Annotated in this window: 16 protein-coding genes; 10 read left to right on the top strand and 6 right to left on the bottom strand. The window is 47.2% G+C overall.

What is annotated here, in order from left to right; genetic code table 11:
- Positions 1-382: 382 nt before the first annotated feature.
- The 6 genes from shuT to BEG40_RS19725 are packed head-to-tail and all read left to right on the top strand — an operon-like array spanning position 383 to position 5,604.
- Positions 383-1,306, top strand: a complete 924-nt coding sequence (gene shuT / locus BEG40_RS19750) for a heme ABC transporter substrate-binding protein ShuT (RefSeq protein ID WP_024191052.1) — start codon at positions 383-385, stop codon at positions 1,304-1,306.
- Between the two features lie 19 nt (positions 1,307-1,325).
- Positions 1,326-2,663: a heme anaerobic degradation radical SAM methyltransferase ChuW/HutW gene (gene hutW, locus BEG40_RS19745; RefSeq protein ID WP_001056418.1), complete on the top strand. Its 1,338-nt coding sequence runs from the start codon at positions 1,326-1,328 to the stop codon at positions 2,661-2,663.
- 12 nt (positions 2,664-2,675) lie between these two features.
- The gene (gene hutX / locus BEG40_RS19740; RefSeq protein ID WP_000020032.1) at positions 2,676-3,170 is read left to right on the top strand and encodes a heme utilization cystosolic carrier protein HutX; all 495 of its coding nucleotides are present in this window, start codon (positions 2,676-2,678) and stop codon (positions 3,168-3,170) included.
- The gene (gene chuY / locus BEG40_RS19735) at positions 3,170-3,793 is read left to right on the top strand and encodes an anaerobilin reductase (RefSeq protein WP_000189340.1); all 624 of its coding nucleotides are present in this window, start codon (positions 3,170-3,172) and stop codon (positions 3,791-3,793) included. Before hutX ends, chuY begins: the two co-directional genes overlap by 1 nt.
- Positions 3,794-3,844: 51 nt before the next feature.
- Entirely contained in the window at positions 3,845-4,837 is a 993-nt protein-coding gene (gene shuU / locus BEG40_RS19730) for a heme ABC transporter permease ShuU/ChuU (protein ID WP_000910395.1), read from the top strand.
- Entirely contained in the window at positions 4,834-5,604 is a 771-nt protein-coding gene (locus BEG40_RS19725; RefSeq protein WP_000622219.1) for a heme ABC transporter ATP-binding protein, read from the top strand. The genes shuU and BEG40_RS19725 overlap by 4 nt, the downstream gene beginning before the upstream one ends.
- A 52-nt stretch (positions 5,605-5,656) precedes the next feature.
- Here BEG40_RS19725 and BEG40_RS19720 read toward each other — a convergent pair whose 3' ends face one another.
- From BEG40_RS19720 to hdeA, 3 genes are all read right to left on the bottom strand, one after another.
- The gene (locus BEG40_RS19720; protein ID WP_016231541.1) at positions 5,657-6,304 is read right to left on the bottom strand and encodes an MgtC/SapB family protein; all 648 of its coding nucleotides are present in this window, start codon (positions 6,302-6,304) and stop codon (positions 5,657-5,659) included.
- A gap of 63 nt (positions 6,305-6,367) precedes the next feature.
- On the bottom strand, positions 6,368-6,694 hold the full coding sequence (hdeB, locus tag BEG40_RS19715) for an acid-activated periplasmic chaperone HdeB (protein ID WP_016158878.1): 327 nt from the start codon (positions 6,692-6,694) through the stop codon (positions 6,368-6,370).
- Between the two features lie 116 nt (positions 6,695-6,810).
- Positions 6,811-7,143, bottom strand: a complete 333-nt coding sequence (hdeA, locus tag BEG40_RS19710) for an acid-activated periplasmic chaperone HdeA (protein WP_000756548.1) — start codon at positions 7,141-7,143, stop codon at positions 6,811-6,813.
- Positions 7,144-7,397: 254 nt separating this feature from the next.
- On the opposite strand from hdeA, the gene hdeD reads away from it, so the two are divergent.
- The 4 genes from hdeD to mdtF all read left to right on the top strand — a co-directional run bounded on the left by hdeD (position 7,398) and on the right by mdtF (position 13,886).
- On the top strand, positions 7,398-7,967 hold the full coding sequence (hdeD, locus tag BEG40_RS19705) for an acid-resistance protein HdeD (RefSeq protein WP_000965661.1): 570 nt from the start codon (positions 7,398-7,400) through the stop codon (positions 7,965-7,967).
- A 732-nt stretch (positions 7,968-8,699) separates the two neighbouring features.
- Positions 8,700-9,227 carry an acid resistance transcriptional activator GadE gene (gadE, locus tag BEG40_RS19700; protein WP_000576683.1) on the top strand — a complete coding sequence of 176 codons (528 nt, stop codon included), beginning with the start codon at positions 8,700-8,702 and terminating at the stop codon, positions 9,225-9,227.
- A gap of 411 nt (positions 9,228-9,638) precedes the next feature.
- Complete coding sequence (mdtE, locus tag BEG40_RS19690) at positions 9,639-10,748, top strand: multidrug transporter subunit MdtE (RefSeq protein ID WP_309246982.1); 1,110 nt, start codon at positions 9,639-9,641, stop codon at positions 10,746-10,748.
- Positions 10,749-10,772: 24 nt separating this feature from the next.
- Positions 10,773-13,886 carry a multidrug efflux pump RND permease MdtF gene (mdtF, locus tag BEG40_RS19685; protein WP_105285992.1) on the top strand — a complete coding sequence of 1,038 codons (3,114 nt, stop codon included), beginning with the start codon at positions 10,773-10,775 and terminating at the stop codon, positions 13,884-13,886.
- A 353-nt stretch (positions 13,887-14,239) separates the two neighbouring features.
- On the opposite strand, the gene gadW is transcribed toward mdtF, so the two are convergent.
- The 3 genes from gadW to BEG40_RS22200 all read right to left on the bottom strand — a co-directional run.
- The gene (gadW, locus tag BEG40_RS19675) at positions 14,240-14,968 is read right to left on the bottom strand and encodes an acid resistance transcriptional activator GadW (protein WP_000951546.1); all 729 of its coding nucleotides are present in this window, start codon (positions 14,966-14,968) and stop codon (positions 14,240-14,242) included.
- Between the two features lie 382 nt (positions 14,969-15,350).
- Complete coding sequence (gadX, locus tag BEG40_RS19670) at positions 15,351-16,151, bottom strand: DNA-binding transcriptional regulator GadX (RefSeq protein ID WP_001191771.1); 801 nt, start codon at positions 16,149-16,151, stop codon at positions 15,351-15,353.
- A gap of 367 nt (positions 16,152-16,518) precedes the next feature.
- On the bottom strand, positions 16,519-16,598 hold an 80-nt coding region (locus BEG40_RS22200; RefSeq protein WP_286135164.1), incomplete at its 5' end, for a hypothetical protein.

The raw sequence follows: 16,598 nt of genomic DNA, 5'->3' as shown, positions 1-16,598 counted from the left end.
TTATTATCGATCAATTTTTTATGATCAAGCTTTTTTTAACCGCTATTAACACACTAAACAGGGGGTTATAAAATCTGTTTATGTCTCATCAACCACAGCCTCCTTGTCACAATTCGCCCCACCGTGCCGTAACGAATCTTTGTCGTTAACTGCAATAATTTTGCTATCTCTTTGCCCTGCAACCCGCAACATTGCTGGTATTTCGCCTTTTCCCCGCCCTCAAATTTAGTCGGTAACAATAACGTTAGCTGACGAATCATCTTGATAAAAATCAAAAATAAATACGCTTGTAACGCCTTGCGTATTGAATCGATGGTGGTATTTCATATATAACTCAAATGATAATCATGATCATTCTCAATTTGATAAGAGTTCTCATATGATGCCAAGGATCACCACCAGGCCGTGTCTTTTTTCCCCACTAACGTTATGTATTTCAGCCGTGGCCTCTGCCGCGAAGACCACGGTAAATCATATCCCCATGAAAAAACTGTTTACGGCAGTACTGGCTCTTAGCTGGGCTTTTAGCGCAACGGCGACCGAACGTATCGTGGTTGCTGGAGGGTCACTGACGGAACTGATCTACGCGATGGGTGCTGGCAACCGCGTGGTTGGTGTCGATGAAACGACATCTTATCCACCAGAAACCGCCAAACTGCCGCATATTGGCTACTGGAAGCAACTGAGCAGTGAAGGCATTTTGTCACTTCGCCCGGATAGCGTAATTACCTGGCAGGATGCCGGGCCGCAAATTGTGCTCGACCAGCTACGGGCGCAGAAGGTCAACGTCGTCACCCTACCGCGTGTGCCCGCCACCCTTGAGCAGATGTACGCCAACATTCGCCAACTGGCGAAAACGTTACAGGTTCCTGAACAAGGCGACGCGCTGGTGACACAGATCAACCAACGCCTGGAGCGGGTACAGCAAAGCGTGGCGGCCAAAAAAGCTCCAGTTAAAGCGATGTTTATTCTCTCCGCAGGCGGCAGTGCGCCACAGGTTGCCGGTAAAGGCAGCGTCGCAGACGCCATTCTGTCACTTGCCGGTGCAGAAAACGTCGCTACCCACCAGCAGTACAAAAGCTACAGCGCGGAATCGCTGATTGCGGCTAACCCTGAAGTGATTGTCGTCACCTCACAAATGGTCGATGGCGATATTAATCGGCTGCGTTCTATTGCCGGAATTACCCACACCGCCGCCTGGAAGAACCAGCGCATTATCACCGTTGATCAAAACCTGATTCTGGGAATGGGCCCGCGTATTGCTGATGTCGTTGAGTCTTTACACCAGCAGCTTTGGCCGCAATAAACGGATTTAAATCAGACGTATGAACATGAAAAACACCCTGGATCTCACGCCACATTTTGCTTTAGACGGAGACCAGCCATTTAAAGACAGGCGCGCCATGATGCCGTTTCGTGGGGCCATTCCGGTCGCCAAAGAACAACTGGCACAAACCTGGCAAGAGATGATTGGTCAAACGACTTCACCTCGTAAACGACTGGTTTATCTGCATATTCCTTTTTGCGCGACACACTGCACGTTTTGTGGCTTTTATCAGAATCGTTTTAACGAAGATGCGTGCGCTCGTTACACCGATGCCCTGATTCGAGAAATCGAGCTGGAGGCAGACAGCGTATTGCATCAGTCCGCACCCATCCACGCGGTCTATTTCGGTGGCGGCACACCTTCCGCGCTCTCGGCGCGCGATTTGTCCAGAATCATCACCACACTACGAGAGAAATTACCGCTGGCACCCGATTGTGAAATCACCATTGAAGGCCGGGTACTGAATTTTGATGCTGATCGAATCGATGCTTGCCTTGACGCAGGAGCAAATCGTTTCTCGATTGGTATTCAGTCATTTAACAGCAAAATCCGCAAGAAAATGGCACGCACCTCTGATGGTCCGACCGCCATTGCGTTTATGGAAAGCCTGGTCAAACGCGACCGGGCTGCGGTGGTGTGCGACCTGCTGTTCGGCCTGCCAGGTCAGGATGCGCAAACCTGGGGAGAAGATCTGGCTATTGCCCGCGATATCGGTCTCGATGGTGTCGATCTCTATGCGCTCAATGTCCTGCCCAACACGCCGCTGGGCAAAGCCGTGGAAAACGGGCGCACTACCGTGCCCTCTCCGGCAGAACGTCGCGATCTCTATCTGCAAGGGTGTGACTTCATGGACGATGCCGGTTGGCGCTGCATCAGTAACAGCCACTGGGGTCGCACCACACGCGAACGTAATCTCTATAACCTGCTGATTAAACAGGGTGCCGATTGTCTGGCCTTTGGTTCCGGTGCTGGCGGTTCGGTTAATGGTTACTCCTGGATGAACGAACGTAATCTTCAGACCTGGCATGAATCCGTCGCGGCAGGCAAAAAACCGCTGATGATGATCATGCGTAACGCCGAACGTAACGCGCAGTGGCGTCATACCTTGCAATCGGGCATTGAAACGGCGCGTGTACCACTGGACGAACTTACGCCACATGCCGAAAAACTCGCGCCGTTACTGGCTCAGTGGCACCAAAAAGGCTTAAGCCGCGATGCTTCAACTTGCCTGCGGCTGACCAATGAAGGTCGTTTCTGGGCAAGCAATATTTTGCAGTCTCTTAATGAACTGATTCAGGTACTTAATGCGCCAGCGATTGCGCTTGGAAAACCATAACAGGAGTGATTTATGAGCCATGTCTCGTTACAGGAATTTTTGAAAACGGAGCCAGACGGTACGCTGGAAGCGATCGCCGAACAATACAACACCACACTGCTGGAGGTAGTGAAAAATCTGCCCTCTCCGACGGTCGTGTCAGGCGATAAATTCGATACTGTCTGGGATACCGTCTGCGAATGGGGCAACGTCACCACGCTGGTGCATACTGCCGATGTGATCCTTGAATTTAGCGGAGAACTGCCTTCGGGTTTCCATCGTCACGGCTATTTCAACCTACGCGGAAAGCACGGCATGTCCGGGCATATCAAAGCAGAAAACTGCACACATATTGCCTTAATCGAACGTAAATTCATGGGCATGGACACTGCCTCTATTCTCTTTTTCAATAAGGAAGGCAGCGCCATGCTGAAAATCTTCCTCGGCAGGGATGACCATCGTCAACTCCTGAGCGAACAAGTCAGCGCCTTCCATGCTCTGGCGGCATCTCTGAAGGAACATGCCTGATGACGCCGTGGCTACTCTTTGGCGCAGGCGGAAAGGGAGTTGGAGCCAGAACGCTTGCACTGGCGCTGGCGGAACAACGTCCGGTCGTTGCTGTCGTTCGCCGTACAGACGCTGCGGCTAAACTGGCACAACAAGGTGTGCAGGTTTTTACAGGCGACGCCTGTGATGCCAGCGTGGTCGCAGCGGCCTGCCGCGCGGCTGGCCCGGATGCGCTTGTAATCTCAACAATGGGTGGCGCACAGGATTATCTGGCGCACAGAACAGTGATTGATGAGGCCGAAAAGGCCGGTATCAAGCGCATGATTCTGGTGACCTCTTTGGGATGCGGAGATAGCTGGCCGTTTTTATCGGATCGCGCCAAAGCCGCGTTTGGTCAGGCGGTACGGGAAAAAACGCTGGCGGAAAGCTGGCTGCAAACCAGCCAACTTGATTACGCCATTCTCCGTCCAGGCGGTCTGCTTGATGGCGCAGCAACGGGTAAAGCGTTACGGATACAAAATCAGGAATGCCATGGTTTTGTCCGCCGTGCCGATGTCGCTGCACATATTGCTGAACTGGCCAGTCAGCCGACACTCAACAAGCAGATCTACAGTCTGATTGAACCAGATCTGAAACCAGCGTAATCCCCTCCCGGCGCGGAATATCCGCGCCGTAATGTCGTAATGGAGTTTTGCGTGCTCAAGGATTCATTTTCTTCCGCCAGTGTCTTTATGGGGCTATCACTATTATTGCTTGCTCTGGTGCTGTTCGGTGCCAGTCAGGGAGCGTTAAAGATCAGTTTTGATGCCCTTTTTGATGAGGAATACCGCGATATCTGGCTGAATATTCGCCTGCCTCGCGTTTTACTGGCAGTGCTGGTAGGCGCAGCGTTGGCAACCGCCGGGGTGATTATGCAGGGGCTTTTTCGCAACCCAATGGCTGACCCTGGATTACTTGGCGTCAGTAGCGGTTCTGCATTAATGGTTGGCGTTGCTATTGTGCTGCCCTTCTCCTTCCCAGTGGTGCTGGTGCTCTATGAGCAAATGGTGTTTGCCATCGCCGGCAGTTTAGTGGTCTGTACCGTCATTTTTCTCATCACACAGCGCCATCGCGATGGCAGCATGATGCAATTGTTACTGGCCGGGATCGCCATCAATGCCCTGTGCGGTGCGGCGATCGGCATACTGAGCTATATCGGCGATGAACAGCAGCTACGACAACTGACATTATGGATGATGGGTAATCTCGGTCAGGCGCAATGGCCGACGTTATTGGTCGCCAGTTCATTCATTCTGCCAGCCATTATGGCAACAACCTGTCTCGCTGGAACGCTAAATTTACTCCAGCTTGGTGATGAAGAAGCCCATTACCTCGGCGTCAACGTAAAGCGTAAACGCCAGCAATTACTGTTGATTAGCTCACTGCTGGTTGGCGCTGCCGTATCGGTAAGCGGCATTATCGGCTTTATTGGCCTGGTGATCCCGCATCTGATTCGCATGACGACCGGGGCAAATCACCGCTGGTTAATCCCTTGCTCTGCCCTCGCCGGCGCCTGTTTATTGCTGATGGCAGACACGCTTGCCCGCACGCTGGTACAGCCCGCAGAAATGCCCGTGGGATTATTAACCAGTCTGCTTGGCGGCCCTTATTTTATGTGGTTGATTCTGCGTAACCGGAGGATCACATGATCAGCGCCAAAAACCTGGTTTATAGCCTTCATGGACGGCGTCTGACTGATAATGTCTCGCTGACTTTTCCCGGCGGAGAAATTGTTGCCATTCTCGGCCCTAATGGCGCGGGAAAATCCACGCTGCTTCGCCAGCTAACCGGCTACCTTCAACCTGATAGCGGCGAATGCCGGTTGTTTAATAAGCCATTAAATGAATGGTCAATCACCGAACTGGCGAAACACCGGGCCGTGATGCGTCAAAATAGCCACATGGCATTTCCATTCAGCGTACAGGAAGTTATCCAGATGGGGCGGCATCCGCATCGTACCGGCCATCAGAGTGGTGAAACGGTGCAGATTATGGCGTTATGCGACTGTCAGGCACTCGCTAACCGCGACTACCGGCAATTATCCGGCGGTGAACAACAGCGTGTGCAATTGGCTCGCCTGCTGGTGCAACTCTGGGAACCTGTCCCCTCACCGAAATGGTTATTTCTTGATGAACCGACGTCGGCGCTGGATATTCACCATCAACAACATCTGTTTCGTTTATTACGCCAGTTAGTTCGCGAACGGCAATTTAACGTCTGCTGCGTATTGCACGATCTTAATCTTGCAGCCCGTTATGCTGACCGTGTTGTTTTGATGCAAAAAGGAAAGGTTGTCGCAAATGGCAAACCGCAGGACGTATTGACACAACAGGCGCTGACAATGCTCTATGGCGCGGATATTACCGTGTTAAAAGATCCTGCCAACCACTCACCACTGATCGTCCTCGATCATTAAAACCAACAGGAGTACCGCTCTGGTACTCCTGCCGAATAAATAACGATACAGATTAGCTAATTGAAACGCCTTTCACCCCTGCCATGCCTTTTAATAATCGCAACAGGTCTTCTATCGACGTCGTGGCATGAAGCTGGATATCAATGGAAACCACGTCATGATCTTCATTTTCCTGCAACGAAACTAAATCTGTTTTTATTTTCTGCTGCTTAAACCAGTCGAGCATTGATACCGTATTACCGTTCACTAACGTCAGCTGTAAATGGTAATTTTTGTTCATCAGGCGGAAGGTTAATTGATGGAAGACTTCCAGCACCAGCAAGGTCATCACGGAACCGTAAATCCCCAGTTCATACATGCCGCTACCAATCACCATACCAATGGCTGCCGTTACCCAAATATCCGCAGCGGTCGTTAAACCGACAATATTTTGATTGCGAACGAGGATGTTCCCCGCACCGATAAATCCGACGCCAGTGACGACCTGAGCGGCAATACGGCTGGGATCAAGCCCGACATGATCCAACGCCAGCACATCAGCAAAACCATATTTCGACACAATCATGAACAGCGCGCTGCCCATGCCAATCAAGACATGAGTACGTAAACCAGCACCCTTGCCGCGTATTTGCCTTTCTATGCCAATAGCACCACAAACAATTGCGGCCAGGATCAAACGAATAATAAATTCGGTAGTCATATAAAAACGCAAAAAGGAGCAGCAAGATGGCTCGGCTTGCTACTCCTTTTTGCTTTATTCCTGTTAATTCGGCAGGACATTTGCCAATTTATCTTTAAAAGTATACAAATTTTTCTGCGGATTTTTCTTACAATATTCAATCACTTTAGGGATCTGAGTCAGGTCAGTTTCATTTAAGGTTACTGTATCGCCACCTTTATAAACTGTTTCTTCATGCAGCATCCACCATGCAACAGGTGTCATCGCTTTCGGATTCAGGTCAATAAATTCCTGACAAGTCATATCCTTAGCCGATTCATTAGCTGCCAGTGCAGATTGCGCATTAACCAGTGACAGTGCCGCTACAGCGCCAACGAAAACAATGGCTTTACGTAGAGATGCAATATTCATTTTACAACCCATTCAATAAATAATTGATATATGAACAGGAGGATTACCTGCTTTATAAGCAAGATATTCCGGCCTGTTCAATATTTAAGGAAATACGATGTAACGCATTCCCGTAATTACATATCTTTCTTAATTTTGTCCCATTCGCCTTTAACTTTATCTTTAAAGCTGGCTTTTTTATCCTGGGTACAAGCCTGAACAATCGCAGGGGTTACGGTTGCAATACCCTGAACATCTAAAACCGCATCTTCCGGTTTGTCTTTATTATTCAGAGCTTCAGCAAAACCGACAGCTGTCGGCTGGAAGGATTCGTCTACAGCCAGGAAGTCTTCACAGGTCCAGGAGTTGACAGGTTTTTTATTGTCAGCTGCTTTTTGCGCATCGGCTGCATTGCTCACTACAGGTAGAAGAAGCAGCCCACCAAGAATAACGCCTAATACTTTTTTCATCGTAATATCCTCAACTATAAAGTGAAAGAGCCGTCACGAATCAATTTCGACATTGAGGTTATAACCTGGTTTTCTGGGTATGTCATGTTGAGACAAAATATCAAAATCAGATATTTTTATTCTAATACAACAAGTTACACGGTCATCAAGCACGGTAATTAGGAAATTTTTATTAAATCAACTGCATTCTCAGATGCATTTTTGGCATAGATTGATAGCAGGGGTTTTCCTTCTTAAATTTATAGGGTGGTTCTATGTTATATATAGATAAGGCAACAATTTTGAAGTTTGATCTGGATATGCTTAAGAAGCATCGCAGAGCGATCCAGTTTATTGCAGTACTGCTGTTCATCGTCGGTTTACTGTGTATCAGTTTCCCGTTTGTTTCTGGTGATATTCTAAGCACGGTAGTTGGCGTATTATTAATCTGCTCGGGCATTGCACTTATTGTTGGATTATTCAGCAACCGCAGTCATAATTTCTGGCCTGTATTATCGGGGTTCCTCGTGGCAGTAGCCTATTTATTGATCGGCTATTTCTTTATCCGCGCACCGGAGCTAGGGATTTTCGCCATTGCAGCGTTTATTGCGGGTCTGTTCTGCGTCGCAGGGGTTATTCGCCTGATGAGCTGGTATCGTCAGCGTTCAATGAAAGGTAGCTGGCTACAACTCGTTATTGGTGTGCTGGATATCGTCATTGCCTGGATATTCCTTGGCGCAACACCGATGGTTTCTGTGACATTGGTATCTACCCTGGTAGGGATCGAACTCATATTTAGCGCCGCCAGCCTGTTCAGTTTTGCTAGTTTGTTCGTTAAAAAATAATAACTAGCCGACGTATCTCCGCTCTATTTTTTAGCCTGCCTCATAGTCACGCACAATGATTATGAGGTGGCTAATACCCACACCACCGCATAGCTACTTTGATAAAACACGTACTATCGTTGAAATAAATCGCACACAGCGATTAAATCAACTATCTGAAATTTTTGTATTTTTTATTTATTTCACGGCGAATTAGCCATTTCAAACATTATCATGGCTGATATTTTTCGTTGTCAGGTTTAATGTTTTAGAAGTGCTGTGAGAAAGTGAATTGAAGGTTCCATAAACATCGATGCTATAGGTAGATAAACAAATATTACAGAGTTTATTTTTTCACTATCAATGCACTAAAAGAAAGCTGGCAATCCAATTGCCAGCTTAAATAGAAACAAGGAGACTCAATATTTAAATCGGATTACGCTTTAACTTTAGTCATATTCTTCAGAGATCACAAATGGATTATTTATAACTTATTCTTGGGTAGAAGTCCGCAGCGTGTTAATGTTTTGTTTATTAATTACAAATCAATAACAACCAGGAATCTTACCTAGGATCAATATATGGACCAGATGATGGCTAAATCTGAAGTTTTGATTAGTGTTAATAGACGTATTAGTTCACGAAGGGCAAGGTTCTTATAGGCGTTTACTATATTGAACACCATATTCGGACATGGATGTAAATAATGAAAAGGACAGCATGTTCGAAACGATAACGGCTAAGGAGCAAGTTATGATTTTTCTCATGACGAAGGATTCTTTTCTTTTACAGGGCTTTTTGCAGTTGAAAGATAATCACGAAATGATAAAAATCAATTCCCTGTCAGAGCTCAAAAGCATAGGCAACAAACCATTCAAGGTGATCATTGATACCTATCATAATCATATCCTTGATGAAGAAGCTATTAAGTTTCTTGAGAAATTAGATGCCGAAAGAATCATTGTTCTGGCACCTTATCACATCAGTAAACTGAAAAGTCAGTCGCCTATTTATTTTATCAGCCGCAAAGAAAGTATTAAAAACCTGATTGATATTACTTATGGAAAACACTTACCCCATAAGAATTCTCAATTATGTTTCTCGCACAATCAATTCAAAATTATGCAACTGATTCTGAAAAACAAAAATGAAAGTAATATCACATCAACACTAAATATTTCGCAGCAAACGTTAAAGATCCAGAAATTCAATATCATGTACAAGCTGAAACTGAGACGTATGAGCGACATCGTGACTCTGGGAATTTCTTCTTATTTTTAATAAGGCGCCGAAGTGACCCAGCGATAATTGTTTGAAATTAATGGCTGGCATGACGAGGGATGCAAATGCTGACTCCATTACTCCCGGTGATAACCCAAGGAGAAGCGAAAACGAATTTATTCCCCTGGTTTGTGTATCCACCAGTAGAAACCTTCGTTGCCCGGATGCAGACAGAGACTGTCGGCAGAACGGCAACATTTTTTTTGCCATTAACATCACGATATTGGTCGCTCTGCCTACATGCTCTCTCACAGGCTTACAAGCTCATGACTTGCATTATGCCGCTGGTCTGTAAATCCCTCATACCTCTCCCCGCACGCAATTCAAAGAACCGTTATTTCTCACGAGTTTTCAGGGACTAAAATGAACAGAAAAAGAATACTGTTAATACCGTTGTTATTCTGCGGCGCGATACTCACCGCCTGCGATGACAAATCGACGGAAAATGCCGCCGCGATGACACCTGAAGTGGGTGTGGTGACACTCTCTCCCGGTTCGGTCAATGTGATGAGCGAACTGCCCGGCAGAACTGTTCCTTATGAAGTTGCTGAGATACGCCCCCAGGTAGGCGGCATTATCATTAAACGCAACTTTATCGAAGGCGATAAAGTTAACCAGGGCGACTCGCTGTATCAGATTGATCCTGCACCTTTACAGGCAGAGCTGAACTCCGCCAAAGGTTCGCTGGCGAAAGCTCTCTCCACCGCCAGCAATGCCCGCATCACCTTTAACCGCCAGGCATCGTTGCTGAAGACCAACTACGTTAGCCGTCAGGATTACGACACCGCGCGCACCCAACTGAATGAAGCAGAAGCCAACGTCACCGTCGCCAAAGCGGCTGTTGAGCAGGCGACGATCAATCTGCAATACGCAAATGTCACCTCGCCGATTACGGGCGTCAGCGGAAAATCGTCGGTGACCGTCGGCGCATTAGTTACCGCTAATCAAGCTGATTCCCTGGTTACCGTGCAGCGTCTTGACCCGATTTATGTCGATCTCACCCAGTCAGTGCAAGATTTTTTGCGCATGAAAGAGGAAGTCGCCAGTGGGCAGATCAAACAGGTTCAGGGCAGTACGCCTGTGCAGCTTAATCTGGAAAATGGCAAACGTTACAGCCAGACCGGCACGCTGAAATTTTCCGACCCGACGGTAGATGAAACCACGGGTTCCGTCACGTTGCGTGCGATTTTCCCCAATCCAAATGGTGACTTACTGCCAGGCATGTACGTCACAGCATTAGTGGATGAAGGTAGCCGCCAGAATGTGTTACTGGTGCCGCAGGAAGGTGTTACCCACAACGCTCAGGGTAAAGCGACGGCGCTCATTCTGGATAAAGACGATGTCGTGCAGTTACGCGAAATTGACGCGACCAAAGCTATCGGAAACCAGTGGGTTGTTACCTCTGGTTTGCAGGCTGGCGATCGGGTGATCGTTTCCGGTTTGCAACGCATACATCCGGGTATCAAGGCACGCGCAATTTCCTCCAGCCAGGAAAACGCCAGCACCGAATCGAAACAATAACGTTGCAGGCTTAAGGGGACTTTCATGGCTAACTATTTTATTGATCGCCCGGTTTTTGCCTGGGTACTTGCCATTATTTTGATGCTCGCAGGCGGTCTGGCGATCATGAACTTACCGGTTGCGCAGTATCCGCAGATTGCGCCGCCGACCATCACCGTCAGCGCCACCTATCCGGGCGCTGATGCGCAAACGGTAGAAGACTCAGTCACTCAGGTGATTGAACAAAATATGAATGGGCTTGATGGCCTGATGTATATGTCATCAACCAGCGATGCAGCAGGTAATGCATCCATCACCCTGACCTTTGAGACGGGAACATCGCCCGATATCGCGCAGGTTCAGGTACAAAATAAACTGCAACTCGCCATGCCATCGCTCCCCGAAGCGGTACAGCAACAAGGAATTAGCGTCAATAAATCGAGCAGCAATATCCTGATGGTGGCGGCGTTTATCTCTGATAACGGCAGCCTCAACCAGTACGACATCGCGGACTATGTGGCTTCTAATATTAAAGATCCACTCAGCCGTACCGCAGGTGTCGGTAGCGTACAGCTCTTTGGTTCAGAGTACGCCATGCGTATCTGGCTGGACCCGCAAAAACTCAATAAATACAATCTCGTTCCTTCTGATGTTATTTCCCAAATCAAAGTACAAAACAACCAGATTTCCGGCGGTCAACTGGGGGGGATGCCACAGGCGGCAGACCAGCAACTGAATGCCTCAATCATTGTGCAGACGCGCCTACAAACGCCGGAAGAATTTGGCAAAATCCTGCTGAAAGTTCAGCAAGATGGTTCGCAAGTATTGCTGCGCGACGTTGCTCGCGTCGAGCTGGGGGCGGAAGATTATTCTACCGTGGCGCGCTATAACGGCAAACCTGCCGCCGGTATCGCCATCAAACTGGCTACCGGGGCAAACGCGCTCGATACCTCGCGGGCAGTAAAAGCAGAGCTCAACCGCTTATCAGCCTATTTCCCCGCCAGCCTGAAGACGGTTTATCCTTACGACACTACGCCGTTTATCCAAATTTCAATTCAGGAAGTTTTCAAAACGCTGGTTGAGGCGATCATCCTCGTCTTCCTGGTCATGTATCTGTTTTTACAGAACATTCGCGCTACGATTATCCCGACTATCGCCGTGCCGGTGGTTATTCTCGGTACGTTCGCGATTTTGTCGGCGGTCGGTTTTACCATCAACACCCTCACCATGTTCGGGATGGTGTTAGCTATAGGGCTTCTGGTGGATGACGCCATCGTGGTGGTGGAAAACGTCGAGCGCGTGATAGCGGAAGATAAGCTACCGCCGCAGGAAGCGACGCATAAATCGATGGGGCAAATCCAGCGTGCGTTGGTCGGGATTGCCGTTGTTCTGTCCGCCGTGTTTATGCCAATGGCCTTTATGAGCGGCGCGACCGGGGAAATTTATCGCCAGTTCTCCATTACGCTGATTTCCTCCATGTTGCTTTCGGTGTTTGTGGCGATGAGCCTGACCCCGGCACTTTGCGCCACCATTCTGAAAGCCGCACCGGAAGGTGGTCACAAACCGAACGCCTTGTTCGAACGCTTCAACCATCTGTTTGAAAAATCGACTCAGCACTATACCGACAGCACCCGCTCACTGCTGCGTTGCACTGGTCGCTATATGGTGGTTTACCTACTGATTTGTGCCGGGATGGCGGTGCTGTTCCTGCGTACACCGACCTCTTTCTTACCGGAAGAGGATCAGGGGGTCTTTATGACCACCGCGCAGCTACCGTCAGGTTCCACCATGGTTAACACCACGAAAGTGCTGCAACAGGTGACTGATTACTATCTGACCAAAGAGAAAAATAATGTCCAGTCGGTGTTTACCGTTGGCGGCTTTGGCTTCAGCGGTCAGGGGCAAAACAACGGTCTGGCGTTTATCAGCCTCAAGCCGTGGTCTGAACGCGTCGGCGAGGAAAACTCGGTGACCGCAATCATTCAGCGGGCAATGGTGGCTCTGAGCAGTATCAATAAAGCGATGATTTTCCCGTTCAACTTACCTGCGGTAGCGGAGCTGGGTACAGCATCAGGTTTTGATATGGAACTACTGGACAACGGCAACCTGGGGCACGAAAAGCTGACCCAGGCGAGAAACGAGTTGTTGTCGCTGGCAGCACAATCACCCGATCAGGTAACAGCGGTTCGCCCGAACGGCCTGGAAGATACGCCGATGTTCAAAGTGAACGTCAACGCCGCGAAAGCCGAAGCGATGGGCGTGGAACTGTCTGATATCAACCAGACCCTCTCTACCGCCTTCGGCAGTAGCTACGTCAACGACTTCCTCAATCAGGGGCGTGTGAAAAAAGTGTATGTCCAGGCTGGAACGCCCTTCCGTATGCTGCCAGACAACATCAACCAATGGTATGTACGCAACGCCTCTGGCACGATGGCTCCGCTTTCTGCATATTCTTCAACAGAATGGACCTACGGTTCGCCGCGACTGGAACGTTACAACGGCATTCCGTCGATGGAGATTTTAGGGGAAGCCGCTGCCGGGAAAAGTACCGGTGACGCGATGAAATTTATGGCGGATCTGGTCGCTAAACTTCCGGCGGGCGTCGGCTACTCCTGGACCGGGCTGTCATATCAGGAAGCGTTATCCTCCAACCAGGCTCCCGCACTGTATGCCATTTCACTGGTCGTGGTGTTCCTCGCCCTCGCCGCGCTGTATGAAAGCTGGTCAATTCCGTTCTCGGTGATGTTAGTTGTACCGTTGGGTGTCATTGGTGCATTACTGGCAACTGACCTGCGCGGATTAAGCAATGACGTCTACTTCCAGGTCGGGTTGCTGACCACCATCGGGCTTTCCGCCAAGAACGCCATCCTGATCGTCGAATTTGCGGTTGAGATGATGCAGAAAGAAGGGAAGACGCCGGTAGAAGCGATTATCGAAGCGGCGCGGATGCGTTTACGCCCAATCCTCATGACCTCTCTGGCCTTTATTCTTGGCGTGCTGCCGCTGGTTATCAGTCATGGCGCAGGTTCCGGCGCACAAAACGCGGTAGGTACAGGCGTTATGGGGGGGATGTTTGCAGCAACTGTGCTGGCAATTTACTTCGTTCCCGTCTTTTTTGTCGTTGTGGAACATCTCTTTGCCCGCATTAAAAAAGTGTAACGTATGAATGAGAGTAAGGTTGAACATGAGCGTTCGGCCTTACTCTTTCCTCGCAACCACTCACTACTCAACAACCAGCTAATCGTGAGGAATACCAGACTTAACAAACAGCAGTGAAAGTAGAAACCACTCCAGCCATTGGTCATCAATTTGAACAGCACAATACAGACCAGCATTCCCGTAATTATATGAATTGTTAGCTTAATAATCCCAAACATGCTGCGTCTTTTCCTCCTGAAAATACTAATACCCGTTTGCGAACTGCCAAAGAGAACTTGCCGTTGGTTCCGGCAGAGATAATCAGGAAAGAGTTTTACATGCAGCGAGTGTGAGATCCTGACCAATACCCAAAATCAGGAGAAGGTTCCCGGCGAATGCTGTGCAAACTGATGTGGTGTGATGCCATAATATTGTCGAAATGTATTTATAAAGTACGACGTACTGCTATACCCACATTTTTCAGCAATGGTATGTAGAGGAACTTGCCGTAACTCAAGTAGTCTTCTGGCCATCGACATCCTCGAGGCGAGTAATATTTTACTGAAGCAAGTATTTTCTTCCTGCAACTTTTTTTTGATTAAGCTCTCACTGGTATACATTGTTTCTGCGATATCACGCAGATACCAACGCCTGGCTATATCAAAGCTAATAATACGTTCAACTTTCCCCGAGACAGTGCTGATACTGTTAAAAAGTAAGGGTATAAGCTCTTTCTTATGAGAAAACATTGATAAGCAGGAAAGATAGAGCATATTGCTCAATATCGGAGAATTTACAGCGGATTTAGCAAAACTATCAAAAATCGCTATCACCAGAGGCATGGGCGGCTCTGGGTTAATTAATAAACGATTTTTGTTATGTAGCCCCAAATTATGTGGTGCCTGACGAATATTTTGTAAGTAATGACAAACCGTCAGCTCATCGATATCCAGACGTCGCGTATCATGTGAACAAAACGAAAAATCGTCTGCCAAATTTTTCTCCAGTAGTAGAATACTCTCTTTGTTCAACGATATTTTTTGCTGTTCATGATAAATATCGAACGAACGGCAGGCGAGGATCACCGAGCAAACATGAGCCATGACTATCCCTTATATTCCATTACTGCGATTATTTCAATTTCAGTATACTGATGAAATGATGCCTGACTGTTCCTCAGGGCTAAAACTGCCATATTTAGTAGGATCATAATTTACCTATTACGCAAATTTGCATAACAGTTAATTGGAAGTAAGTAAATACAATAAAATTATATTTTTAAAAATCGTATAGCCTATGTTTATAAAAATTTGGCTGATCTTATCTCCAGCAAACGTTATATTTAACTTACTGAGAGCACAAAAGTTTCCCGTGCCAACAGGGAGTGTTATAACGGTTTATTAGTCTGGAGACGGCAGACTATCCTCTTCCCGGTCCCCTATGCCGGGTTTTTTTTATGTTCGGGCAGACTTTGTAATCTTATTCTTACAGCCGAACTATAAAATTTTCCTCTGTAACAAGCCTTGTCATTGAGTCGCCATTGAACCTTCCTTGTGCTATTTGTTCCTGATACTCTGTGGGTGTCATCCCATAATAATTTCGAAAAACGTAAATAAAATATGACATGCTGTTATAGCCACAGGACATTGCTACACGTTTTATTGGAATACCAGGCATTACAACAAGTTGTAATGCACGCTGCATTCTACATTCGGTGAGCAGTTGTGAATAAGACGTATCTTCTTCACGCAATTTTTTCTTTAACAGACTCTGACTCATCAGTAACTCGTTGGCGATCTGTGATAATGTCCATTGATGAGCGATATTATTGTTGATAACTGTACAAACTCGCGTGCGCATATTGGGATGTAATATGTTCACAAGTAGCGGTATAAACTGCTCATCCTCAAGAAAAACTGACAATAATGCAAATATTAATGCTCTTTTGCGCAATACCTCACCATAGCGGAGATTATGTTGCTGCGAGAGTTGTGCAACTTCCTGAAAAACTGGAATTTCTTTGGCGCAGTGGTGAATAATTAACGAAGGTGCTTTTTTATGAGCATGGAAAATTAATGCCTCCTCCTTGAGCATCTGGAGAAATAATGAAAGCGTTTCCTTCGTGACAAATACTAAATTTTCTAAGGAGTTAGAAACTAAAACCTGACTTGCATCCGCGCAGACCAAATCACCGCCATTCAAATAGCGATATTCACCATTAGCCACGGTGAGAATATATTTATGTGTTGCGTACGCAATGAGACAAGTGCCATGTTGTGATTGCATAGTTGACTTAATATAACATAAACATATTACTGTTTATTAATGTAGCACGCATTATATCTAAGTCAAATTTACTGGCGTATAAATTTAAACGAAGCGGTAAGAAAAAGGATAATGAGTGGAATAAATTGCGCAGTATTATGGTATTTATAATACAAAAATGCATAGATAAAAATGCAAGATAATGAATACCTGGTGAATAATACCTTAAGGTGATATTTCACTTATACCATTATAATTTATAAACATTCATACTTTATACAACTTAATAACAATATGAATATAAACCAATATTTCCGGGTTATATTCTGACCGAACTCTCAGCCCCGGCTTGCCAGCCGGGGCTGAGGTCCCTTATAGCATCCTGTTATCAGGTATGTTTAAAGCTATTTTGATGAGCAATACCCTGCAATTTCGGGTGATCGCTGAGATATTTCAGGGAGGCTTTGT

Origin of the sequence: Escherichia sp. MOD1-EC5495 (assembly GCF_002965965.1) — a bacterium.
In the GTDB taxonomy this organism is placed as follows: Bacteria; Pseudomonadota; Gammaproteobacteria; order Enterobacterales; family Enterobacteriaceae; genus Escherichia; species Escherichia ruysiae.
Note: the sequence above shows the minus strand (reverse complement) of the source record. Positions and strands in the feature narration are given on the sequence as shown.

Coding starts and splice junctions, on each gene's coding strand:
- shuT (WP_024191052.1), top strand. CDS start 383: ATGCCAAGGATCACCACCAGGCCGTGTCTTTTTTCCCCACTAACGTTA.
- hutW (WP_001056418.1), top strand. CDS start 1,326: ATGAACATGAAAAACACCCTGGATCTCACGCCACATTTTGCTTTAGAC.
- hutX (WP_000020032.1), top strand. CDS start 2,676: ATGAGCCATGTCTCGTTACAGGAATTTTTGAAAACGGAGCCAGACGGT.
- chuY (WP_000189340.1), top strand. CDS start 3,170: ATGACGCCGTGGCTACTCTTTGGCGCAGGCGGAAAGGGAGTTGGAGCC.
- BEG40_RS19725 (WP_000622219.1), top strand. CDS start 4,834: ATGATCAGCGCCAAAAACCTGGTTTATAGCCTTCATGGACGGCGTCTG.
- BEG40_RS19720 (WP_016231541.1), bottom strand. CDS start 6,304: ATGACTACCGAATTTATTATTCGTTTGATCCTGGCCGCAATTGTTTGT.
- hdeB (WP_016158878.1), bottom strand. CDS start 6,694: ATGAATATTGCATCTCTACGTAAAGCCATTGTTTTCGTTGGCGCTGTA.
- hdeA (WP_000756548.1), bottom strand. CDS start 7,143: ATGAAAAAAGTATTAGGCGTTATTCTTGGTGGGCTGCTTCTTCTACCT.
- hdeD (WP_000965661.1), top strand. CDS start 7,398: ATGTTATATATAGATAAGGCAACAATTTTGAAGTTTGATCTGGATATG.
- gadE (WP_000576683.1), top strand. CDS start 8,700: ATGATTTTTCTCATGACGAAGGATTCTTTTCTTTTACAGGGCTTTTTG.
- mdtF (WP_105285992.1), top strand. CDS start 10,773: ATGGCTAACTATTTTATTGATCGCCCGGTTTTTGCCTGGGTACTTGCC.
- gadW (WP_000951546.1), bottom strand. CDS start 14,968: ATGGCTCATGTTTGCTCGGTGATCCTCGCCTGCCGTTCGTTCGATATT.
- gadX (WP_001191771.1), bottom strand. CDS start 16,151: ATGCAATCACAACATGGCACTTGTCTCATTGCGTACGCAACACATAAA.